The organism is Streptomyces sp. JLYT201 (assembly GCF_059448825.1).
Map to the genome: position 1 here is coordinate 9,492,420 of NZ_CM182551.1, position 21,731 is coordinate 9,514,150.

21 protein-coding genes are annotated in these 21,731 nt (G+C 72.3%); 10 read left to right on the top strand and 11 right to left on the bottom strand.

Annotated features, from left to right (window positions below; translation table 11 throughout):
- The first annotated feature begins 184 nt into the window (after nt 1-184).
- The 4 genes from AC5WAM_RS39840 (at nt 185) to AC5WAM_RS39855 (ending at nt 4,888) form a co-directional block, all read left to right on the top strand.
- Nucleotides 185-1,279: a winged helix DNA-binding domain-containing protein gene (locus AC5WAM_RS39840; RefSeq protein WP_495520655.1), complete on the top strand. Its 1,095-nt coding sequence runs from the start codon at nt 185-187 to the stop codon at nt 1,277-1,279.
- A gap of 335 nt (nt 1,280-1,614) precedes the next feature.
- Nucleotides 1,615-2,025 (top strand): cysteine/serine endopeptidase inhibitor, encoded by a 411-nt coding sequence (locus AC5WAM_RS39845; protein ID WP_495520656.1) that lies wholly within the window; start codon nt 1,615-1,617, stop codon nt 2,023-2,025.
- Nucleotides 2,026-2,203: 178 nt separating this feature from the next.
- Nucleotides 2,204-3,469 carry a threonine--tRNA ligase gene (gene thrS, locus AC5WAM_RS39850; protein ID WP_495523754.1) on the top strand — a complete coding sequence of 422 codons (1,266 nt, stop codon included), beginning with the start codon at nt 2,204-2,206 and terminating at the stop codon, nt 3,467-3,469.
- Nucleotides 3,470-3,577: 108 nt separating this feature from the next.
- Nucleotides 3,578-4,888: a cytochrome P450 gene (locus AC5WAM_RS39855; protein WP_495520657.1), complete on the top strand. Its 1,311-nt coding sequence runs from the start codon at nt 3,578-3,580 to the stop codon at nt 4,886-4,888.
- A 23-nt stretch (nt 4,889-4,911) separates the two neighbouring features.
- Here the strand turns inward: AC5WAM_RS39855 and AC5WAM_RS39860 are convergent, their stop codons facing one another.
- The 8 genes from AC5WAM_RS39860 to AC5WAM_RS39895 form a co-directional block, all read right to left on the bottom strand.
- Entirely contained in the window at nt 4,912-5,889 is a 978-nt protein-coding gene (locus AC5WAM_RS39860; RefSeq protein WP_495520658.1) for an SMP-30/gluconolactonase/LRE family protein, read from the bottom strand.
- A 52-nt stretch (nt 5,890-5,941) separates the two neighbouring features.
- Nucleotides 5,942-7,153 (bottom strand): serine hydrolase domain-containing protein, encoded by a 1,212-nt coding sequence (locus AC5WAM_RS39865; protein ID WP_495520659.1) that lies wholly within the window; start codon nt 7,151-7,153, stop codon nt 5,942-5,944.
- A gap of 151 nt (nt 7,154-7,304) precedes the next feature.
- Nucleotides 7,305-7,883 (bottom strand): bestrophin-like domain, encoded by a 579-nt coding sequence (locus tag AC5WAM_RS39870; protein ID WP_495523755.1) that lies wholly within the window; start codon nt 7,881-7,883, stop codon nt 7,305-7,307.
- Nucleotides 7,884-7,930: 47 nt separating this feature from the next.
- The gene (locus AC5WAM_RS39875; protein WP_495520660.1) at nt 7,931-8,110 is read right to left on the bottom strand and encodes a hypothetical protein; all 180 of its coding nucleotides are present in this window, start codon (nt 8,108-8,110) and stop codon (nt 7,931-7,933) included.
- A 150-nt stretch (nt 8,111-8,260) separates the two neighbouring features.
- Nucleotides 8,261-9,304 carry a hypothetical protein gene (locus AC5WAM_RS39880; RefSeq protein WP_366795642.1) on the bottom strand — a complete coding sequence of 348 codons (1,044 nt, stop codon included), beginning with the start codon at nt 9,302-9,304 and terminating at the stop codon, nt 8,261-8,263.
- A gap of 131 nt (nt 9,305-9,435) precedes the next feature.
- A complete protein-coding gene (locus AC5WAM_RS39885) occupies nt 9,436-9,870 on the bottom strand; it encodes an NUDIX hydrolase (RefSeq protein ID WP_495520661.1) in 435 nt (144 codons plus the stop codon).
- Between the two features lie 63 nt (nt 9,871-9,933).
- Nucleotides 9,934-10,410 (bottom strand): DUF5994 family protein, encoded by a 477-nt coding sequence (locus AC5WAM_RS39890; RefSeq protein ID WP_366795644.1) that lies wholly within the window; start codon nt 10,408-10,410, stop codon nt 9,934-9,936.
- Between the two features lie 368 nt (nt 10,411-10,778).
- Complete coding sequence (locus tag AC5WAM_RS39895; protein WP_495520662.1) at nt 10,779-12,125, bottom strand: pyridoxal phosphate-dependent decarboxylase family protein; 1,347 nt, start codon at nt 12,123-12,125, stop codon at nt 10,779-10,781.
- A gap of 296 nt (nt 12,126-12,421) precedes the next feature.
- Here AC5WAM_RS39895 and AC5WAM_RS39900 point away from each other — a divergent pair, with 296 nt between their 5' ends.
- The gene (locus AC5WAM_RS39900; RefSeq protein WP_495520663.1) at nt 12,422-12,901 is read left to right on the top strand and encodes a recombinase family protein; all 480 of its coding nucleotides are present in this window, start codon (nt 12,422-12,424) and stop codon (nt 12,899-12,901) included.
- Between the two features lie 476 nt (nt 12,902-13,377).
- Here the strand turns inward: AC5WAM_RS39900 and AC5WAM_RS39905 are convergent, their stop codons facing one another.
- The 3 genes from AC5WAM_RS39905 to AC5WAM_RS39915 form a co-directional block, all read right to left on the bottom strand.
- A complete protein-coding gene (locus tag AC5WAM_RS39905) occupies nt 13,378-13,935 on the bottom strand; it encodes a winged helix-turn-helix domain-containing protein (protein WP_495520664.1) in 558 nt (185 codons plus the stop codon).
- A 375-nt stretch (nt 13,936-14,310) separates the two neighbouring features.
- Nucleotides 14,311-14,637, bottom strand: coding sequence for a nuclear transport factor 2 family protein (locus AC5WAM_RS39910; RefSeq protein ID WP_495520665.1), 327 nt, complete (start codon nt 14,635-14,637; stop codon nt 14,311-14,313).
- Between the two features lie 20 nt (nt 14,638-14,657).
- Nucleotides 14,658-15,845 (bottom strand): M20 metallopeptidase family protein, encoded by a 1,188-nt coding sequence (locus AC5WAM_RS39915; protein ID WP_495520666.1) that lies wholly within the window; start codon nt 15,843-15,845, stop codon nt 14,658-14,660.
- A 150-nt stretch (nt 15,846-15,995) separates the two neighbouring features.
- Here AC5WAM_RS39915 and AC5WAM_RS39920 point away from each other — a divergent pair, with 150 nt between their 5' ends.
- From AC5WAM_RS39920 to AC5WAM_RS39940, 5 genes are all read left to right on the top strand, one after another.
- A complete protein-coding gene (locus AC5WAM_RS39920) occupies nt 15,996-17,030 on the top strand; it encodes an Lrp/AsnC family transcriptional regulator (protein WP_495520667.1) in 1,035 nt (344 codons plus the stop codon).
- A gap of 745 nt (nt 17,031-17,775) precedes the next feature.
- Entirely contained in the window at nt 17,776-18,297 is a 522-nt protein-coding gene (locus AC5WAM_RS39925; RefSeq protein ID WP_495520668.1) for a sigma-70 family RNA polymerase sigma factor, read from the top strand.
- Nucleotides 18,282-18,929, top strand: a complete 648-nt coding sequence (locus AC5WAM_RS39930) for a hypothetical protein (RefSeq protein WP_495520669.1) — start codon at nt 18,282-18,284, stop codon at nt 18,927-18,929. Before AC5WAM_RS39925 ends, AC5WAM_RS39930 begins: the two co-directional genes overlap by 16 nt.
- A 271-nt stretch (nt 18,930-19,200) precedes the next feature.
- Nucleotides 19,201-20,622 carry a beta-propeller fold lactonase family protein gene (locus AC5WAM_RS39935; RefSeq protein ID WP_495520670.1) on the top strand — a complete coding sequence of 474 codons (1,422 nt, stop codon included), beginning with the start codon at nt 19,201-19,203 and terminating at the stop codon, nt 20,620-20,622.
- A gap of 16 nt (nt 20,623-20,638) precedes the next feature.
- Nucleotides 20,639-21,370 (top strand): DUF1775 domain-containing protein, encoded by a 732-nt coding sequence (locus AC5WAM_RS39940; RefSeq protein WP_495520671.1) that lies wholly within the window; start codon nt 20,639-20,641, stop codon nt 21,368-21,370.
- The last annotated feature ends 361 nt before the right edge of the window (nt 21,371-21,731 follow it).

Genomic DNA, 21,731 nt, shown 5'->3' on the forward strand with positions numbered 1-21,731 from the left:
GAAGGCGTCACGCATTGCGGACGCGAACTGACCGCGACTCCTGGCACTGTGATCACCGACCGAAGGACGCGTGATCCAGAAGCGAGGACGAGTCAGTGAGGAAGAACCGACGAACCGGTGAGGGCGGACCAGTGTCGTCGTACCCGCACGGCTTTACCGGAAACCGGCGCCCGGAGGTGGCCCGGTGACCGTGCTCGACAACCGCGCGCTGGGGCGCGCGACGCTCGCCCGGCAACTGCTCCTCGACCGCGCCGGCCTACCGGCCCTCGACGCCGTCGCGCACCTCGGCGGACTCCAGGCACAGGAGCCGCAGGAGCCGTTCGTCGGACTCTGGTCGCGTCTGCGCGCCTTCGCGCCCAGGGAGCTGTCGGACCTGCTCGTCGAGCGGCGCGTGGTGCGCACGCACCTGATGCGCCGCACCGTCCACCTCGTCACCGCCGACGACGCCCTGGCCTGGCGGTCGCGCCACGATGCGATGCTGCGCCAGCGGGTGCTCGGAGTCTACCGCGGCGAGCTCGAAGAGGTGGACCTCGACGAACTCGCCGCGGCGGGCCGGGCGTTGATGGCCGACGGCGAACCCCGCACCATGGCCGAAATCACTCGGGCGCTCGCCGACCGCTGGCCGGACACGGCACCCCGCGCCCTGGGGGAGATGGTGATCGCCGCGCTCGTGCCCATGGTCCAGGTGCCGCCGCGCGGGCTGTGGCGCACCAAGGCGGGCGTGCGCAACCTCCCGCTCTCCACCTGGCTGGGGCGTGCTGCCGCGCCGCCGGCGCCCGCGGGCTCCGATCCGGTCGGTGAGGCGCTGGTACGCCGCTACCTCGCCGCCTTCGGCCCGGCCGCCACGGCCGACCTGCGCGCCTGGAGCGGCCTCGCGGGGCTGCCGGCCGCGGTCGCCGCCGTCCGCGGGGAACTGGTCGCCTTCCGCGACGAGCGCCGCCGGGAGCTGCTCGACCTCCCCGACGCGCCCCGACCGGACCCCGACACGCCCGCCCCGGTGCGCTTCCTGCCCGCGTTCGACAACGCGATCCTCGGCTACCAGGACCGCGGCCGGATCATCGACGACGACCACCGCGGCCTGTCCGTCGCCGGTGCCCGCGTCGTCCTGCTCGACGGCAGGGTCGCGGCGACCTGGACCGTGCGGGACGACACCGTGACGGTCACCCCGCTGCGCCGCGTCTCGCGGGCCGAGCGCGCCGCCGTCGACGACGAGGGCAGGACGCTGTCGGCGTTCCTCTCGGACGGGGCCTCCGAGCGCGTACGCATCGCGACGGACTGAGCGCTTCCCCTCGGCGGCCCGCTGACGCACCGCGCCCGCCGACCCGGCAGACCGCCCACCGCCCTCTGCCCCGACGGCCGCCTGCCCGCCACATCGAGCCGTTCGCCGATGCCCGTCGCGCGCGGCCGTGCCGCTCGGCCGACTTCCGCGCCGCGTCCGGGGCGGCACGTGTCAGCCGTGAGGCGCGTGGGTGGCAAGTTCCCCCGGGTTACGACAGGTTGAGGCCACCCGCGCCGACGGTGTCTTGTCCGCCCGGGCGCGGCCTCCGCATGCTCGCTCCTCGTGAAAGCGCCCTCGACAGGTGGGCGTTCGCAAGGAGAGTGGGGTGTCACATCATGAGGCTCAGTCGATGCGGCGGTGTCCTGGCCACCGCGGTGGTCGGTGTCGCGCTCAGCACCGGTCCCGCACGCGCCGACATACCCACAGGCCAGCCGATGTCCGGCAAGGCCACGTACTACGGCAACAAGGGCTACGGAGCCTGCGGCACCCGCCTCGACCCGACCGCGCAGGACCTGGTCGCCGTGCCCGCCGCCTGGTGGACCGGCCCGAACCCGAACAACGACCCGCTGTGCAGGGGCGTCGAGGTGCGGGTGACGTACCGGGGCAGGACGATCACCGTGCCGGTGCGGGACAAGTGCCCGTCCTGCGCCTCGACGCATATCGACCTCAGCGAGGCCGCGTTCCGCCGCCTCGCACCCCTGGAGGCCGGCGTGATCAACGGCCTCACCTGGAAGTTCGTACGGTAGACGGCGGCGGGGGCGCGGGTCCGCCCGGCGGACGGAAAACGCGGTGCGGGCGCCGAGGCGGCTTGCTACCGTCCCCCGCATGAAGCGCGCCGAGAAGACGACGACGCCGGAGAGCATCCCGGCGCGCTGACAGACGTCCTGATCCGAAGCCCCGGGGTGAGTGCCCCGGGGCTTCGTCCTGTGGTCACCCGCCCCTTCCGTCCGCGAGGAGACCGCCATGCCCGACCACCGCAGACTCGGCCGCGAGCTCGGCCTGTTCGACACCGACCCGCTCATCGGCGCGGGACTTCCGTACTGGCTGCCCGACGGCGCGGTCCTCCGGCACACCCTGGAGGAGTACATCCGCGACGCCGAGCGCCGCGCGGGCTACCGGCACGTGTACTCACCCGTGCTCGGCAAGCGCGAGCTGTACGAGACCTCCGGGCACTGGGCGCACTACAGCGACGACATGTTCCCGCCGATGGACCTCGGCGGCGAGCAGGTCGTGCTGCGTCCGAGCCTGTGCCCGCACCACGCGGTGATCTACCGGTCCCGCTCCCACAGCTACCGCGAACTGCCCCTGCGCATGGCGGAACTCGGCGGCATGTACCGCTCGGAACTCTCCGGCGTGCTCGGCGGACTGACCCGGGTGCGCGCCATCCAGCTCAACGACGCGCACGTCTTCTGCACCCTCGACCAGGTCGAGGAGGAGGCGCACGCGGCCCTGGACATGATCCGCCGGGCGTACGAGGCGCTCGGCATCACCCCGGCCCGCTTCCGCCTCTCCCTGCCCGGCGCCGGAGGCAAGTACGTGGCCGCCCCCGAGAAGTGGGAGCGCGCCACCGCCCTCCTGACCGGCGTACTCGACCGCTCCGGGCTCCCCTACGAAGCGGCGGACAGGGAAGCCGCGTTCTACGGACCCAAGATCGACGTCCAGGTCACCGACAGCGCGGGACGCGAGTCCACCCTGTCCACCGTGCAGGTCGACTTCCACCAGCCCGAGCAGTTCGACCTGCACTACGTCGGCGCGGACGGCGCCAAGCACCGCCCGGTCATGGTCCACCGCAGCATCATCGGCAGCGTCGAGCGGGCCGTCGCCCACCTCGTCGAGCAGCACGGCGGCGCCTTCCCCGCCTGGCTCGCGCCCACCCAGCTGGCGATCCTGCCCCTCACCGACGGCGAGATGCCGCACGCCCGGGCGTTCGCCGGGCGCTGCGCCGAACGGGGCCTGCGCGCCGAGGTGGTGGGCCCGGAGCACGGCAGCCTCGGCGCGCGCGTCCGCCGGGCCCGCCTCGTGCCCTACCAGGCCGTCATCGGCCCCAAGGAGGCCGCCGACGACCACGTCGCCCTGCGCCTGCGCGACGGACGACGCCTCGGCCCACGGCCGGACGGCGACGTGCTCACCCGTGTCGAGGCTGTCGTCCGGGCCCGGAGCAGCGACCTGTGGGACGAGGGGACTTCATGATTCCGGGGCACGGGCCGGTGGGCTGTCGCCCACCGCTCGTGCTCCCCTACAGTGCGTGAAGCCCGCACCCGCCCGTGTCGGCGTAAGCCGCTGAACAGGAGCAGCCACGTGGCCACCCACGCCCGCCCCGGCCCGTCCCCGACCGGCCGCCGGATCCCCGAGCTCGATCCCACCGCCGTCCGGGAGTGGCGGGCCCGGGGAGGGGAACTCGTCGACCTCTTCGCCCGGGCGCGCGAAGAGCTCGGCGGCGTCGCCGCGATCGGGCTCGGCCCGCGCCCGACCGTCCTGGTCACCGAGCCCCAGGCCGTACAGCACGTACTCGCGCTCCACCCCGACCGGTACGTGAAGCGCTCGCACCGCGCCCGGCTCCTGATCGGCGACGGCCTCCTGGCCGCGACGGGCGAGGCGTGGCAGCGGCAACGGCGGCTGCTCCAGGCTCAGTTCACCGGCCGTGGCATGCGCCGCTACGAGCAGCGGATCACCGAGGCCGCCCGGACCGCCGCCGCCCGCTGGGCCGCGTACGCCCGTACCGGCGAGGTCTTCGACGTCGGCGACGAGATGCGCCGCTTCGCCCTGGACACCATCTGGCGCTCCCTGACCGGGCACCCCCTGGACCCCGGCACGGAGCGCGAACTGACCTCCGTGCCCGCCGTGGTGGCCGCGCTGCCCAGCCTGCCCGCCGACGGCGCCGACCCCCAGGGGGCCGTCGCCGCCGACCTCGCCCGCATCGACGCCGTGGCGAGCCGCGCCATCGCCGCCGCCCGGGACGACGCGCCCGGCCCCGACGGGCCGGGCCTGCTGCACGTCCTGGTCGAGGCGGCGGGCACGCGCCCGGAGTACACCGACCGGCTGATCCGCGACGAGCTGGTCACCCTCCTCGTCGCCGGTCACGAGACCACCGCCACCACCCTGACCTGGCTCCACCTCCTGCTGGACCGCAACCCGGACGCGCGGGAGCAGGCCCTCGCCGCGGGCGCGGAGGGCTCTCCCGCGCGCCGGGAGGCCGTCCAGGCGCTCGTCCACGAGACGCTGCGCTTCTACCCCTCCGCCTGGATCCTGCCGCGCCGTGCCGCGCAAGCCGACGTCCTCGCCGGGTACGAGGTCGAGGCGGACACCGACGTACTGGTCTGCCCCTACCTCACCCACCGGGACCCCGGTCTCTGGCAGGACCCCGGGCGCTTCGACCCCGGGCGCTTCACCACCCCCGGACGGCGCCCCACCCACCCCGGCAGCTACTACCCCTTCGGCCTGGGGGCCCGGGCCTGCCTGGGCCTGCAGTTCGCCCTCCGGGAGTCGACCGCGCTCCTGGAACACCTGCTGCCCGGCCCCGTCCCGCGCTTCCACTCCGTCCCGGACAAGTCCGCGTACAGCATCACGGTCCGCCCCGACGGCCCGACCCTGGCGTCGCTGGCCGGGTAGCGCGCGGGGCCGGGCTCTCCCGGCTAGTGGACCCGGCGCACCGCCACCGCGTTGTACTCGGTCGTCGGCGTGGGCTCTTCACCGAAGCGGGAGTTGGGCAGATACAGCCGGTCGCCGAACGCGGCGACGGTGGTGGGGACGCGGAAGCGGGGGTCGGTGATCCGGGCGATCGCCGTGCCGCGCAGGCCCGTGGCGTCCAGGTGGAACACGTCCACGGCGTTCTGGATCTGCTGGACGACGTAGAGCGTGCGGCCGAGGAGGAGCGCGCCGTCGCCGTCGGGGAGCTTGCTGCCGCCGAGGTCGACGCGGCGGGCGTCGCCGCTGCGCACGTCGACGCGGTAGAGACTGCCGCCGTGGGCGTGGACGTTGATGACGAGCAGCCCGCGCCCGTCCGGAGTGCGCGCGAGGCCGTTGGTGGTGAAGCCCTCGGCCGGGGCCTCGATCCACTCCCCGCCCAGCGGCAGCGTCACCATGTCACGGGCGGCGGGCAACTCGCCCTTGGGGCCCAGGGGCAGGCCGTACAGCTGCTGCTGGGTGGAGTCGGTGAACCAGGCCGCCCGGGGCGTGAGGACGACGTCGTTGATGAGGCTGGCGGGCCTGCCGACCTCGTACGTGGCGAGGACGCGGCCGCTGCGGCCCGCCACGACGCGCAGTTGGCGCGAGCCGCCGCCGGCGATGAAGAGGCGGCCGCGTCTGTCGCTCTTGAGGCCGACGCTCATCGCGTCCGTGCCCGTGGCGATGGTCTCGCCGCGCCCGGTGGCGAGGCTCGCGCGGTACAGGTCCCCGCCGCCGAGCGAGCCGAACCAGGCGTACGGGCCGGGGCCGATGGCGATGCCCTCGGGCCGGAAGCCGTCCGGCAGCGGGAATTCCGTGGGCCAGGCGGCCCCCGCGGGCGCGGCGTCGGCCGCCGCCGCGAGCGGCCCGAGCGCGGCGAGCGCACCCAGGGCGGCGCCCGCGCCCAGAACCCTGCGACGTGAAGTACCGGAGACGTGCTCTGCCATGGCGTACGTCCTTCCGCGAGGGGATCGACCGGCTGCGGCGCGGTCGACGGGCTTACGGAACCACAACCGACGCCGCAGCGGTCGAGGACGGCGGAACGGTCCCGCAGAATTCCGCCAGGAGCAGATACCCGGCCGCGTCGCCGTCGCCGGCCCAGTCGGTGTTGAAGTTGGCCACCAGACGGTGCCGGCCGTCCCGGGTGGTGTAGGCCATGCTCTGAGAGCCGGGCAGGAAGCCGGTGTGGCCCCAGACGACCTTGCCGCAAGGGAGTTCGGCGCGGAAGATCCCGAGGCCGTCGTCCTGGCCGTCGCCGAAGTCGGGGGAGGGGACCGTGGTCGTCATCTCCTCCAGCTGGGCTCGGGGGAGGAGCCTTCCCCGCATCAGGGCGGCGAGGAAGCGGTCGAGGTCGGCGGTGCTGGAGATGACCTCCCCGGCGGACCAGCCCCAGGACGGGTTGAACTCGGTGATGTCGTGGACCTCGTGCCGCGGGTCGTCGGCGAACGTGGTGTACATGCGCCCGCTCGGCGCCGGAAGGCGGGAGCGGGTGCCGGGCAGGGTGGTGGCGTGCAGCCCGAGCGGCCCGAAGATCCGCCGCTCGGCCTCCGCCGCGTAGTCGTGGCCCGTCGCCCGCTCGACGACCATCGCGGCGAGGACGTACTCGGTGGTGGTGTAGCCCCAGCTCGTCCCGGGCGCGAAGTTCGGCGCGTGCCGCATGGCGAGCGCCACGAGCTGCTCGGGGCGCCAGGTGTCGTAGCGGTGGGCCAGATACTGCTTGCCCTGGAGGTGCAGGCCCGGGTCCTCGGTGTAGTCGTAGACGCCGCTGGTGTGGTTGAGGAGCTGTCGGAGGCTGATCCGGCGGCCGTCGTGTCCGTGGCCGCGCACCACGCCCGGCAGCCACTTCTCCACGGTGTCCGAAAGGCTCAGCCTGCCCTCCGCCTCCAGCTGGAGGAGGACGGTCGCGATGAACGTCTTGGAGATGCTGCCCACCCGGAACCGGTCGCCCGGCAGGGGCGGGCGCCGCGTGCTGAGGTCGGCGACCCCGCCGTTGCCGTGCCAGGTCCCCCGCGCGTCGTGCGCCTGTGCCAGGACGCCCGGGACTCCGCCCGCGACGGCGGCGTCCACGGCGGCCCGGGTCGGTACGTGCCCCCGGTCCGGTACGTCGGGTGCCGCCGCCCCCGCGGAGGAGGCGGCGAGTCCGATGGCCGTGACCATCGAGGCCGCCGTCACCAGGGCGGCCAGTGAGATCCGTACCGTGCGCATCGCCATGGGAACCTCCCTCTCGCCAGGAAGACTCATGCTGCCCGGGCGGGGGTTGGCACACCGGTACGGTGCACGCGGAGCAACTCGTCCGGGTGGAGGCCGACCGGCGCACCGGGAGAGGGCGCGCACGCGGGCGCGCGTGGTCCCGGCGGCCGGGTCAGGTCGTGGCGCGGCGGCGGTCGCCGTCGGCGCCGCAGGGCAGTTCGGCCGCGGTGTGGTTGATGAGGAAGTCCCGGTCGGCCTGGCGCTCGGCCTCGCTGATCGCGGTGGGCTCCACGTCGATGATGCCGCCGAAGGGCCGGTCGACGTCCCGGATGATGCACAGCGTCGTCGTCAGGAGTGCCGTGATCAGGGCGAGGGTGATCAGCTGGCCCCGGTTGTTCCTGCGCGGCAGACAGATGCCGAGGGCCACGACGGTCAGGGTCAGGGTCGCCAGGAGGAACCAGACGATGGCGCTGGGGATGCTGGCCGTGGCCTGGGTGAGGCGTTCCTCGCGTTCCTCCGACCGCTTGTTGTCCGCGGCGACCAGCATGCCGAACACCGGCTTGCCCTGTACCTCGCCGAAGGCGCGCCGGAAGTCGGTCGACCACACGCTCGGCGCGGCCGACCCCTTCCCGTCCGCCATCGCGGGCCACTCCTGGTGGCGGACGGCGCGCGCGTAGCAGACGGCGTCGGCCTGGACCCGGGCCCGCTGCGCCGCGGGCGCGTACTCCGCGCTCTCGACGAGCTGGTCCAGGGCACGGTCTCACCACGGGCGGCGACCTCGGCCTTCCCGTACGAGCCCTATGCGGTGACCAGGACGAACGCGAGCAGCAGCACCGTCAGCGTCAGGAGAGGCCCGACCAGGTCCTTCACCGCCATGCCCTCGTTGTCGTCGGCGGTGATCAGCCTGGGCCGCAGACAGCGGTTCGCCAGGAGTCCGGCGAGCAGGGCGAGAGCGGCGACGACGATGACGAGAACCACGGACGCGTACCTCGGGGACGACGGGCCCGGATGCCGGGGACGTCATGATCATGCCCAGGGCCGGAGGGCACGCGAACCGCGGCAGCGGGTGTCCCCACGAACGGGGTGCGCCGCTTGGGCCGAAGGGATCGGTGCTGCAGGGCCCCGGTGTCAGGGCAGGAGCACCTCGCAGGCGTTGAGCGCTCCCGTGCCGTCGGTGCCGGTCCAGAAGACGACCAGGCGGCTGCGCCCGCTGTCGACGTCGATCTGCACTTCCACGGCGGGGGCGGCGAGGCTGTTCTCGGGGAGCGTGTACACCGTGCCGATGGGGTCGCTCCCGGCCCGGACCGCCTCCAGGTCGACGGGGGCGATGTTGAGGCGTCCGGCGCCGTCGATGCCGGTCCAGGCGATGTAGAGCGAGTTGCCGTACGGCAGGAGACGGGACGGCTCGCAGATGCTCGACTGCGCCGACCGGGCCACCGTCGGCGACTCCGTCGTCGGCACGGGGGACCGGGTGAGCGCGAAGCACAGGGCGCCGTCGGCCGCGGTCCATGCCCACAGGGCGCCGGGCTCGTTGAGACCCCGGTTGCGGACCGGGCCCCGGGGGCTGCCCAGGAAGGGCAGGGGCAGCGCTTCGTCGAACGTCATGTCCCTGGCCTGGGCGAAGGCGACGCGGCCGTTCTCGTCGAGCACGTTGACCCGGTGGCGCTGGAGCCACGACAGGTCGGGGCCGCTCGTCGCGTTGAGCTGCCCGCTGCCCATCAGGGTCTGCCCGGTCATCTCGCCGGTCAGCCGCAGGTCGTCGGTGAGGGCGAAGTCACCGACGCGCACCAGGCGCCGCTGTTCGAGCCCGGTCCAGGCGAGGCGGGCGGTGCGTTGGGGCGACAGCTGCGGCAGGAAGACCGGGGCGTAGTCGGACGCCGCGCCCAGGATCGTCTTCTGCAGGGTCGATCCGGCGAACTGAAGCCGCGGGCCGATCACGTTGGCCAGGGTGATGTTGCGGCTGTTGCGGTTGCCGCGCCAGGCGAGGAGCGGGACGTTGTTCGGCTGGTACACGGTCGGCGCGGCCGTGCTCGTGGCGTCCCACCACGTCATCTTGTCCCGTACGCCGGCCGCTACGAGCCGCGCCCGCCCGCGGCGCGACGGTCGGCGCGGTGCGGGGGAGGGCGCCGCGGTGGCGGGTGCGGCCAGGGCGATCGGGCCCGCGGTCAGCACGGCGGCCCCCGCTCCTCTCAGCAGCGAGCGGCGGGACGGTGAGCGAGGTGTCACGAGGTTCCCCCGTTGTCTGGGTGGCGTGTGCACCCAGCATCTGCGGGGGTGGCACGGGGGACAAGGGAGTGTTCCGCTCAGCGGACCGCCGCGTCCAGGAGCCGGAGCGCGTCCACGGCCGCCGGTGACAGCGCGGAGGGCCGTAGCTCCGCCAGGGGTATCCAGCGTGCGGCGTCGGTCGAGCCGTCGGTCTCCGCGACCGTGGCGGCCCCCGCCTTCAAGGTGACGGCGTAGAAGAGCCCCACGAGGTGCCAGTCGACGCCCTGGCGCCGCACCGCGTACGAGCGGGCGTCCAGCAGCCTGGCGTCGAGGAGTTCACGCCCGGTCTCCTCCCGCAGCTCCCGGGCGAGCCCCTGCGCGGGCTGCTCGCCCGGGTCGATCCCGCCGCCGGGCAGGTGCCAGAGCCCCGGGGCGAAGACCGGTGAGGAGTCCGACAGGCGGGCCAGCAGCATCCGCCCGTCCTCCACCACCACGGCGTAGGCCGACACCCGGGTCTGCGGGGGAGCGTCCATGATTCCCTTTCCGAGGCCTTGCCCTGCCCACTCCTGCTCCGGCGTGCTGGGCCGGCGAGAACTCTAACTCCGGCCAGGATCGGCCGCGGGCACGTCGCGAGGAGGCATCCGGCTCCGCTCGGCTGCCACGAGCGCGCTCGCCGCGAGGCGGTTCGCGGGGTCGGACGCGGCGGTCATGAGCCGCGCGGCGGGGGTGGCGGCGGTGTCGGGCGGGACGACGAGCAGGTCCCAGCGGCGGAAGTTGTGGGAGAAGAGCCGGATCGTGTGCGGGTCGCACCCGGAGACGAGCCAGGCGGCCCGCACGGCGCGGCCGGAGACGCGGAGCTCGCAGGGCGCGGCCGACCAGGTCTCGCGATGGGCGGCGATACGGGTCACCCGCCCCTTCTCCAGGGCGAACGCGTCGACCAGGCCGGGAAGTTCGACGGCCAGGTCATCGGACCGCGGCCACCACGCGCCGCACACGGGTCCGGGCGGGAAGCTCGGCGGGCACAGAGCGAGACGGATGGGCTGGGGGTGGTCGCGGGCGTTGGGCGCGTCCATGGCGCGGTCCCTGTCCCCGGGCGGCCGTGGGGCGGCCCGGCATCGGCGTACCGCGGAAGCGGTGCCGGCGGAGCGGCACACGGTGAACTCCCGGTCGCCCCACGGTACTCCGCGCGGTCGGCGTCCCCGACATTGGCCGCTTGCCCAGCAGTCGGGCAGGGGCGACTCGAGCGCGGTCTCGCGCTGCTCCGTGCATCTCAGGCGGCGCTTGAAGAGTGCCACCAGTTGATCAAGCCGAGTCGGGAGTGCACCGACGGGAGCCATCAGCAGATCAGGCAGAGCCGGCCCCTTCTCGCGCGCCACCGAGCTCACCGGCGTTGACGACCTGGAGCGTGTCCGATGGGTCGGCTGGCCTTGTACACGAGTGATCACTCGACGGTGCATCGGGCAGGCGCTGCGCACTCGGCGTCGGCAGCGTGGAGTACTTCGTGAAGGAGTAGGTCGAGGTCGCTCTCGCGGGTGCGGTAGTTGCAGAGACAGGCGCGCAGGACCGTGCGGTCGTGGACGGTGACGGTGGCGAGGTAGGCGCGTGCGGCGGTCTGGACGTGGTGAGCGACGCGTGTGTGGAGGGTGTCGGGGTCGGGTGCGCCGGTGTCGGTGAGCCTGAAGCAGGCGACTGGCCAAGGGCCGCCGGCCAGGAGTTCCAGGCGGGGGCTCGCGGTGATCTTCTCGCGCAGGCGGGCGGCGAGGGTCAGGTAGTGCTGGAGGAGGGTGGTGACGCCGTCGCGTCCGAGGTGGTGCAGCGTGGCCCACAGGGCGAGGGCGCGGGTTCCGGGGCGGGTGAGTTCGATGGTGGCGTGGGAGAGCCAGGGGAGGGTGTCGGGTTCGCCGGGGGTGAGGTAGGAGGCGTTGTGGGCGAAGGCTGTGTGCAGGTGCTCGGAGTCCCTGACAAGGAGTGCGCCGCAGCCGACCGGCACACTGAGGGTCTTGTGCGGGTCCACGGTCATCGAGTCCACGTCGGCGACGCCCTGGTAGAGGGGTGCCAGCGCGGGCACCATGGCGCCGAGTCCGCCCCAGGCTCCGTCGGCGTGGTGCCACATCCCGGTGCTCCGGCACAAGGCAGTGACCGGTTCGATGGGGTCGATGGCCCCGGTGGCGGTGGTGCCCAGCGTGGTGACGGTGCAGAACGGCAGGAGTCCGGCGGCTTGGTCCGCGGTCACGACTGCGCGTAGCGCGGCGGGGTCCAGGCGGTGCTGTGCGTCGCTGGGGATGGGGCGTAGCCGGTGGGCGGGGATGCCGATGCAGGCTGCGGCCTTGGCCACGGACATGTGGGCCTGGGTGTTGTAGTAGAGGGTCAGGCGGGCGTGGTCACGGTCGTAGGCGGGGCCGTCACCGGAGCCGCGGCGGGTGAGGAACCAGGTGCGGGCGGTGGCCAGGGCCAGCAGGTTGGCCATGGAGCCGCCGCTGGTCAGGACCCCTCCGGTGGTGGCGGGGAGTCCGGCCAGGTCCGCGAGGATGCGCACGGTGCCGCGTTCCAAGTCCATGAGGGCGTTCTCACCCATGCCGCAGGTCGCGTTGACGGTGGCAGCGAGGAGTTCGGCCATCAGGCCGGCAGGGGCGGGTGGGGAGTTGATCCAGGCGAAGAAGGCGGGGTGTCCGTTTCCGGTGGGGAAAGGTGCGATCTCCTCGCGCACGAAGTCCAGGATCTGGCCCAGCTCACCTCCCGTACGGCCGAGCGAGGCGCCGCGGAGCCGGGCGCGCTGGCGTGCGGTCATGGGACGGCTCACCGGGGCTTGCGGAAGATGGCTCAGGTACTGGGAGACCCACTCCACTACCGCGGTGAGTTCTTCCCGCAGCACCTTGGGATGCACTGCCGGTGGCACTTCGTCCAGCGACGGCGTCGCTTCTCCAAGACGGGCCAGGGTGTGGTCGTGCGAGCGTCGGGACATGGCGGCGCGTCGAGCCTTTCGTCGTCAAAAGGCCCAGGTCAGCGCCGGGGCCATGAGCGTAACGAGCGCGACCGCTCGTCGTCACGCCGTACCTGAGACTTGCCCGGTGGGGCCAGCACTCAATGAGCTCCGCTGCTGACAGGACGCCCCGGAATCGAATAGCGTGCCGCGGCCGTACTGCCGGTACTGGCGAACCGGTCTGCAAGCGGATCTTCTCCGAGAAGATTTCCACCCGGATCAAGACCCGGCCCGAGCTGGAGAAGGCTCTCAAGCCGGCATACGACCTCAAGGAGGCGGCCCCCGGCCAGGAGGTCATTCTCACCGTCCACGACCTCAAGCGTCTGGCCCGCAACGCCGCCGAGCCGATGACCCTCTCCGGTCGGCTCCAGGCCGGTCATCTACGGCGAGCCGAACCGGCAGCTGACCGAATGGATCAGGACCTGGAACGTCGTCGAAGGCCCGGCACTCATCGGCCCGAAATCCCAGCTCGGATACCAGCCGTTTTGAGACCGCCCTACGTGCGCGTACGCGCGAGCAGCCGCAGGGCCGGGCCTGGAAACCCGGCGCCCGGCCTCCTGCTCGCCCTGGGCGCCCGGACCTAGCGTCGGCTCCGTGTCGACGGGCAGTTCGAGGTGGTCGTCGTCGGTGAAGGCGACGTTGGCCAGCGGTCCTCTGCGCAGGAGTGACCACACTCCCTCAACCGGGTTCAACTCCGGTGCATGGGAAGGTGGACGATAGTGAGCCAGTCATGGGCGTCGGCGTACTTGTGTAGCGCGGCGGCTCTGTGCGTGCTCAAGTCGTCCCAGACGAGCACGACGGGGGACCGAGCTGGATGTGCGCGCGCACAGCCAGGTCGCGGTAGCCGCACCAGGCGAAGCTCCTGCGTCCGGGGTGGTTGGAGGACGGGTTTCGCCTTGGCCGGAAGATCAGCCTCGAGGTCTCGCCGGGCTTGTAGCAGCACATGGCGGCGATCGAGTAGCGGCGCCAGGACCGGCCCCGGACCTGCACCACGGGCGTGTGACCGCGTTGGGTCCAGGTGCGGGCGAGGGACGGCGTCATGGCAGACCCGGCCTCGTCCTCAAAAATCCGGCCTCGTCCTCGAACACGAGGCAGGCCCCGAGCGCCGTCGCTGTGGTTCCACCAGCGGCCATACCTCCTTCTTCCACAGCTCGATGGCGCGCTCGTCTCGTTCCAGGACGCGACGGGCCGGGCACTGCCAGGACCAGCCGTGCCGATGCATGAGCCGCCACACGGCCGCCGACGAGCACGCGGCACCAAGGGTGTGGGCGATCAGTTCCCCGACCCGCTGGAGCGTCCACCGCCGGTCCTCCCAGCCGTGCGCGGCCGGCCCCCGCGCCGGCTCGGTCTCCAGGGCGGCGAACCGGCCATCGGTCACCTTGGGCAGCTTCGCCGGCTCCGACGAGGCAAGACCTCCCGTGCCGCCGTGCCGCCAGGCGTGCCGCCAGCGTTCCACCGACCGCTCACTCCCCTGCAGATCCTTCGCGATCGCCGTGCTCTTCTCACTCCGCTCGAACTGCTGACCGGCCGCAAACCGGATCCCCTCACACAACCGCTGCCGCTCCGGAGTCAGCCCTCCACCCTGCGCCGCACAGTTCCGACCTACCGCAAGGATCAAGGAACGTCACCACCCGACAACACCCCGAAGAGATCAGCGGAAGTCGGAGCCCGGCAAGGCGAGGGGGTGCCGGTCGAGCCGAGCGATGCGGACCTTCTCGCGCAGCCAGTGTGCGACACCAGCTTCCTCTCGGCTCTCGGAGCTCTCCCCTCGTCGTCAGGGGTTTGGCCAAGCAGACGGGGCGGGTCGTAGGGGTGCGGCGGTGGAGTTTCGCAGCGTGGACGTCTACCGCCGTCCGGCGAGGCAGAGGGAGGCTCGGGCACGGCAGTTGCCGGGGGAGGCCTCGTGGTCGTCGGTCGGGAGGCCGAGCCGGGGGCGCGAACACGGTGCGGAACAGCATCTGTTCGAGCTGCTTGCGTTCGCGCCGGGATGCCCTCAGCCCAGGAAGTCGACGCGGTTGATCAGTCCGTCACACACGCGGTACGCCACCAGCACCCGCACCGGCTCCTTGCCCAGTCCGTGGGCGACTTCGTGGTCGACCACCCAGTCCCCTTCGGCGAGACGCGCGACGATCTCGGCCCGGCATCGACGCTCGGCGAAGATTCCGGCGTACGTGTCGCGCAGGGCTCCGCGGCCCCTCAGCTCGCTGCCGTCACGGCGGTGGACCACGACGTCCTCGGCGTAGGCGGCGATGAAGGCGTTGATGTCGTGGGCGTTGTAGGCGGCGAGCTGCCGATCGACCGCCGTACGGGGTTCGGTCATGGTCGTGATCACTCCGTGGTTCAGGCTGTCAGCAGGCGGCGGGCGGCGAGTTCGGCGTAGAGCGCGGCGCCGTCGGCCAGGACCGCGTCGTCGAACTCCGCGTACGGGGAGTGGTTGGACGGCAGGTCCGCTGGGCGTATCCCCTTGGGGGCGGCGCCGAGCCAGGCGAACGAGCCCGGGACGGCGTCGAGTACGCGGGAGAAGTCCTCCGATCCGGTCACCGGGTTCGGCAGCGACCTGAAGCGCTCTTCGCCGAAGACCTCGCGCACGGTGTCCGCCAGGAAGTCGGTCTCGGCTCCGTCGGTCTCGGTCACCGGGTACTGGGGAACGTATGCCGCCTCGGCCCGCAGGCCATGGGCGGCCGCGATGCCGTGGACCAGTTCGACCGCGGCGTCGGCGACCCGGGCCTGTGCCGCTCCGGAGAAGGTGCGTACGGTCGCCTCGAAGAAAGCCGTCTCGGGGATCACGTTGTGCTGGGTCCCGGCATGGAAGCGCCCGACGGTGAGCACCACGGGGTCGAACACGTCGAAGCGGCGGGTCACCATGGTCTGCAGGGCGGTGACCATCTCGCAGGCCGTCGGGACGGGGTCCTTGGCGTGGTGCGGTGTCGCGCCGTGGCCGCCCGCGCCGTGGACGGTGACGTGCAGCGTGCCGGAAGCGGCGAGGATCGGGCCGCGCCGGGAGGTGAACTCCCCGTGCGTGAGGGCGGATGCGACGTGCAAGGCGTAGGCGGCGACCGGGCGTTGGCCCGCCGCGTCCAGAACGCCCTCGGTCAGCATGGCCCCGGCGCCGTCCCAGCCCTCCTCGCCGGGCTGGAACATGAAGAGCACGTCGCCGTGGAGCTGCTCCCGCCGCGCTGCCAGCAGCTGGGCGGCGCCGGCGAGCATGGCGGTGTGCAGATCGTGACCGCAGGCGTGCATGGCGCCGTTCTGCGACGCGTACGGCAGCGAGGTCTTCTCCGCGATGGGCAGCGCGTCCATGTCGCCGCGCAGCAGCACCACGGGACCCGGCCGGGCTCCGCGCAGGACCGCGGTGACCGAGCTCAGGCCGGAGCCCTGGCTCACCTCCAGCGGCAGTCCGTCCAGGGCCCTCAGCACCCGTTCCTGGGTGCGGGGCAGGTCGAGTGCGACCTCGGGGGTGCGGTGGAGGTCGTGGCGGAGCCTGATCAGGTCCGGGGCCAGCGCGAGGGCGTCGTTGTGGAAGGTCATGGATACCTCTCGCCGACGTGGTTGCGTCGGGATCTTGTGCTGGGTGAAGTCGTTCGGCGATTCTGAAGCTCCGAGCAGGAACTTCCTGCAAAATCGCAGGATTGCGCCGTGAAGGGATCAGTTGATGAAGGAATCCACCGGAGGTCGAGGGTGAGCGGCTCCGAGGTACAGGTGGACGAGCTGGACCTCGCGCTGGTGAACGCGCTCCAGTTGCGGCCCCGGGCGCCCTGGTCGCTGCTCGGCCAGGCCCTGGGGATCAGCCCGGTCACCGCCTCCCGCCGCTGGCGCCGTCTCTCGCAGGCCGGGATCGCCTGGGTGACCGCCTACGGGCTGCCCTCCCCCCAGGACCGCGGGTGCGTCGCCTTCCTCGACATCGACTGCGCGGCCGCCCGGTTCCGGCAGATCGCGGACGTGTTGGCGAACGACCCGCACGTGCTGACCATCGAGCACCTCGCCCAGGGCTGTGACCTCTTCGTCACCGCCGCCTTCACCGACCTGGCCCTGGTCTCCCGCTACGTCACCGAGCGACTCGGGATGCTGCCCGGGGTCACCTCCGTCCGGGTCCGCCTGGCGACCGCCTTCTACGCCGAGGGGGTCCGCTGGCGCCTTGACTCCCTGGACCCCGGACAGCGGCAGGAACTGCACGGCAGACCCCCGGCCGGCTACGCGGAACCGTCGCAAGTCCGCGAAGAGGACCGGGAACTGCTCATCCGACTGGGCGTCGACGGCCGCCTCAACCAGGCCGAACTGGCCGCCGCCACGGGCCTCAGCCCCTCCACGGTCCGCCGCCGCCTGGACCGGATCGCCGCCTGCGACACCATCCGCTTCCGCTGCGAGATCGCCACCCGCGACGCCGGACACCCGGTCCTCGCGTCCTACTGGGCCACTCTGCCCTCGGACCGTCTCGACGAAGTCGGCCCCCAACTCGCCCGGCTTCCCGAAGCCCGGCTGTGTACCGCCGTCACCGGCCCGCACAACCTTCTCTTCGCCCTCTGGCTGCGCTCGCTGGCCGATGGGCAACGACTGGAAGCGTCACTCGCCCGCAAGTACCCCGACCTCCACATCGCCGAACGCCGCGTCTCGCTGCGGTCCGTAAAGCGCATGGGGCGGGTCCTGGACGCGGACGGCCGCGCGGTGCGCGCGGTCCCCATGGACATCTGGCAGGACTGCGTCACCACAGCCTGATGGGCATGGGGCGTGCGGTGTCGGCGGCGATGCGGCCAACAGGAAACAGGATGCCGTCGGCTGACCCGTCCGCCGAGAAGGGCCTGGCTCAAGCCGGTGGATTCGCGGTAGGTGCGAAAACGGAACCCAGTCCCGGTCGCCGACGGCGACAAGCCGCGGGCGCCAGGGGCCAGGCACTTGGGAAGTCGCCCAGGACGCTGCGAGGGAAGCCGGGGTCGTCCAGCGCCGAGGCTCGGAAAGACGTGAGTTTGACGGCAGTGGACGGGACGCCGTAACCACCGGTGCGGACAATGGCGGGGAGTCCTGGGATATGCGCGGTGGGACGACTGGATCCGGCCCCCGGCCCCCGGCCGCCGAGCTCGACGGTCCGTCTCCGCGTGCGCGGATGGACGTCAACGCGGCGGACTCAGCGAAGTACGATCCGCTTCCGCGTCGGCGGGAAGAACCTGGGTGGCTGCTGTGCCAGGCCGCCCTGGGCAGCTTGTCCGTAGCGGCTTTCCGGCCAGGTTGGTCACCTTCCGGCGCGGCTGCCGCCGGTCGCGCGGCGGCTCCCGGCGCCACGGTCACGCCGCGTGACGCAGGTCACGCTCGACAGCGTCAACGCTGCTGCCTGCGCCCGCGTATCCCCTCGCGCAATCACGCATGGGGAGATCGGAGGATGCCGGATGGGCGTGTGGCAGGCCGGGAACGGCAGGCGTTCATAGTGGGCGTTCGCATGTGGCGCACACGGTGGAAGGCGGAGGGAGTGGCCTTCGACAGTGAGAAGGGCGTGCGGGCCGCCTATGCCGAGTACGGTGGCGAGCTTTTGGGTTTCGCGCACAACGCGCTCGGTGACCACCAGTTGGCCGAGGAGGTGGTCCAGGAGGTGTTCCTGCGGGCCTGGCGTGCCTCGGACTCCTTCGACGACAGCCGCGGATCCCCGCGGACCTGGCTGTATGCCATCGCCCGCAATGTGATCGTGGACGCCCGGCGGCGCCGGGGGTCTCGCCCGCCCGCGGCCCCTGCGGAGGAGACGGGGCGGGAGAGCGCGGATGCGGACGCCGACCCGTACGACCAACTGCTGGCACGGATAGAGCTGCGCGAGGCCCTGGACCGGCTGCGCCCCGAGCACCGGGAAGCAGTCATCGAGGTGTACTTCCTGGGCCGGAGCTGCGCCGATGTCGCCGGCGAACTCGGTATCCCGGCTTCCAGCGCTCGCAGTCGCCTGTACCACGGCATCCGCGCGTTGCGCGGCATCCTCGACGAGAACGGATGGCTGGCACCATGAACGACTTCTGCACCGCGATCCGCGAGGAGGTCACAGAACTCCTGCTCCTGGGCAGGCCGTTGCCCGCTCCGCTCGCCCGCCACGTTGCATCGTGCGAGGGATGCGCGCAGGAGACGGAAGGGGTGCGCCGGGTGGTCCGCACCTTCGAGCGGGCCGACTCCCTCCGTGTCCCGGCTGCCCTTCCCGAGCTCAGCAGGACCACCGCCGTTGACGCGGCACGGACGCGCAGGACGGTACGCCGCCGGGCGGTGATCGCCGTCGCGTCCGTGGCGTTGGCAGCCTGCGCGGCCTTCGCTGCCGTCATGGCGGCCACCGGCAACGACACCCGCACATCCGTCGCCGCCGTCCATGTCGCACAGGACGGCGAGATGATCGCACATCCCTGGGGCACCGAGATCCCGGTGTCGTTGTCCGGACTGCGGGCCGGCAGCACCTACCGGCTGATGACGGGCAACGCCAGTGGCGAGCGGGTGCAGGCCGGCAGCGTGCGGGCGAGCGGGCAGAGCGGAGTGCCGCTGCGCGTGCGCATGACCACGGCCATGAGCAAGGACGCCGTCGCCACGCTGTACGTCCAGGACGCGGACGGGCGCTTCGTGGCCCAGGCCCCCGCGGGACCGCGTCGCAGGACCTGACACGGGGCGGCACCCCCGCCTCGTCCCCGACCACCCCCTCATCACGGCCGGTTGCCTGCCGGCTGTTCCTTCAACGCGCCCATGAGTGCGCCATGTGTGGAGGTTTGTCATGTTTTTGATCAGAAGGATCGCCGGTGCCACGGCAATGCTGACCGGCATCGGTGCAACGGCACTCGGGGCGGTGAGCGCCTCTCAAGCCCAACCGTCGCACCAGGCCTCCGACCGGCACAGCGACGTGCGGACCACCGCGGTTGACGGAGCGTCAGCCGACGTGCCCCCATCGGGCCGTGACCGCGTGTACACCGCCGACCAGACCTCCAACACGGTCACGGTCATCGACCCGTCCACCAACAGGACGCTCGGCACGATCGCCCTCGGAGCCCAGCGCCTGGGCGCCACGCTCAGCCCGCAGTACACCGGCAAGGTAGGCGTGCACGGTCTGGCGTTCTCCCGTGACCACGAACGTCTCGGCGTGGTGAGCGTCACAAGCAGTACCGTCAACATCATCGACACGGCCACCAACAAGGTCGTCAACGAGACCGACGTCGGCCGTGCCGCGCACGAGGGCACTTTCACCGCGGACGGCGAACAGTTCTGGGTGGCCAACCGCGGACGCGACAGCGTCACGGTCGTCGACGCGGTGCGCGGAGGTGTCGTCACCGACATCAAGGTCGGCCCCGGCCCGTCCAAAGTGCTGCTCAGCCCCGACGGCAGGACGGCCTACGTCAACCACATCAGCGCGCCCGAGATCACCGCGGTCGACGTGCGCACCCACAAGGTCCGCTACACCATCAAGGGCCTCGGGGACGCCTTCTCCTCGGACGCGGCGATCACGCCCGACGGCACGCAGCTGTGGGCGTCGCACAAGCGCGCGGGCCTGACCAGCGTCGTCGATCTCAAGAACCGAAGGGTCACGGCCGTGCTGAAGACCGGGCCGGACACCAACCACCCCAACTTCGCCCGCACGAAGAGCGGCTCGTTCGCCTATCTGACCGTGGGCGGGCTCGACCAGACCCTCGTCTACCGCCGCACCCCGGGCCGCACACCGACGTTGGTGACCCGCATCCAGCACACCAAGCACGCACCGCACGGGATGTCGCCCAGCGGAGACGGCACCCGCATGTACGTGGGCATGGAGAAGTCCGACGCGGTCGACGTCATCGACACCACGACCAACAAGGTGACCGGCACGATAGGCGTCGGCCAGGAGCCCCAGGCCCTGGTGTACGTGCCCGACGCGGCGCCCGCCGGATCCGCGGCCAACCTCGGCCGCCAGGGCCTCGGCGACGCACCCCGCAACGTGCCCACCAAGCTGCCCGACGGAACGGCGGGCGAGCCCATGCGCCCCGGCAACAAGGGACGCCGCCTGGAAGCCACGGTCCGGACCGTCAGCGGACTCGACATGATCCAACTTCAGGCCCGCGATCTGCGACCGACCACCACCTACCAGGCGTACGCGGTCCAGAAGAACGGCAGCAGGACACGGCTGCTGTCCTTCACCACGGACTCCTCGGGCAACGCCGCCCAGGTCCTGGCCTTCGCCGACTTCACCGGCGAGAGCGTCGCCCTCACGTCCCAAGGCAGGGCCACCGCGCAGACCCTGGCCCGGATGTCGGACATGGCCGCCTCCCTGCACCACGGCTCGGACAGCACTGTCGAGGCTGCCGACCTCCTGTACTGCGACTGCTGCTGAAGGGCCGCACGCCACCATGACACGCACACCTCACATACGCCCCGGCCGACTGGCACACCGGATGATCGCGGTCCTGGCGACGGCCGCGGGAGCACTCCTTCTGTGCACGGGCACCGCATCGGCACACGTCCGGGTGTTCTCCGAGGGCGCCAAGGAGGGAAGCCCGGCCACCCTGCGGTTCCGCGTCCCTTCCGAGAAAGCGGACACCACCACCGTACGTGTGGACGTCACCCTCTCGACCGGGGTCACGTCCACCGGTGCGCCACCCCCCTCGGGATGGAAGGTCAAGGAAATCCCCGCCTCCGAGGGCGGAGCGACCCACATCGTGTGGACCGCCACGTCAGGCCACGAGCTCAAGCCCGACCAACGCCGCTACTTCGACGTACGGGTGGGGCCGCTTCCGAAGAAGGCGAGCATCGCCTTCGAGGTGGCCCAGACGTACTCGGACGGTACCGTGGCGAACTGGAACCAACTGCCGACGGCTGACAAGGAACCGGACTTCCCGGCACCCGTACTGGTCCTCGACGCCACTGCCGCCAAGGCAGGGCAAGCCCGAGAGGACATGACGCGGTCGACGCCGACGCGTACGGCCGCTCCGGCTCCCGCCGCGGCCGCCGGGAAAGAAGGGGTGGGCACGGCGCCATGGCTTCCATGGACCGCAGCGGGCGCCGCTGTCCTGGCCGTAGGCGCCGTGGTCGTGATGCGCCGCAGGGCTGCTCATGACGGAACCGAGCCGCTACAGCCGTGAAGAAGTGACCGGGCCGCCTCGCCGCGGAATCGCAGGGAAGGTGTCGCTGTTCCCCGGAGCCGTGGTCGCGGCCCCGGGGAGCAGAGCGATGGAAGCTCGAACGAGCTAGCGAGTGCTGCCCCGGACGATGGCCGGCAGGTCAGGACGCGGGACATGGCAGTCAGCCGCAGCGCGGGTCAGGCCACCGCCGGGACGGCACTGCCACCCTCACAGTCGTAGCGGCCGGCCACCGCCCGGAACCGTTTGCCTTGCTGACGCAGCGCTCGACCGCGCTGCGGCGCCGGTACCGGTCTTGCCGCGCGGTCGGCACGGCTGGAGTAGGCCTCGTCCCCGCCCGCCCGCCCGGTCCGGGCGGCGGTGC

Coding starts and splice junctions, on each gene's coding strand:
- AC5WAM_RS39845 (WP_495520656.1), top strand. CDS start 1,615: ATGAGGCTCAGTCGATGCGGCGGTGTCCTGGCCACCGCGGTGGTCGGT.
- AC5WAM_RS39860 (WP_495520658.1), bottom strand. CDS start 5,889: ATGGCAGAGCACGTCTCCGGTACTTCACGTCGCAGGGTTCTGGGCGCG.
- AC5WAM_RS39865 (WP_495520659.1), bottom strand. CDS start 7,153: ATGGCGATGCGCACGGTACGGATCTCACTGGCCGCCCTGGTGACGGCG.
- AC5WAM_RS39885 (WP_495520661.1), bottom strand. CDS start 9,870: ATGGACGCTCCCCCGCAGACCCGGGTGTCGGCCTACGCCGTGGTGGTG.
- AC5WAM_RS39890 (WP_366795644.1), bottom strand. CDS start 10,410: ATGGACGCGCCCAACGCCCGCGACCACCCCCAGCCCATCCGTCTCGCT.
- AC5WAM_RS39895 (WP_495520662.1), bottom strand. CDS start 12,125: ATGACCGCACGCCAGCGCGCCCGGCTCCGCGGCGCCTCGCTCGGCCGT.
- AC5WAM_RS39900 (WP_495520663.1), top strand. CDS start 12,422: ATGAGCTCCGCTGCTGACAGGACGCCCCGGAATCGAATAGCGTGCCGC.
- AC5WAM_RS39910 (WP_495520665.1), bottom strand. CDS start 14,637: ATGACCGAACCCCGTACGGCGGTCGATCGGCAGCTCGCCGCCTACAAC.
- AC5WAM_RS39915 (WP_495520666.1), bottom strand. CDS start 15,845: ATGACCTTCCACAACGACGCCCTCGCGCTGGCCCCGGACCTGATCAGG.
- AC5WAM_RS39930 (WP_495520669.1), top strand. CDS start 18,282: ATGGCTGGCACCATGAACGACTTCTGCACCGCGATCCGCGAGGAGGTC.
- AC5WAM_RS39940 (WP_495520671.1), top strand. CDS start 20,639: ATGACACGCACACCTCACATACGCCCCGGCCGACTGGCACACCGGATG.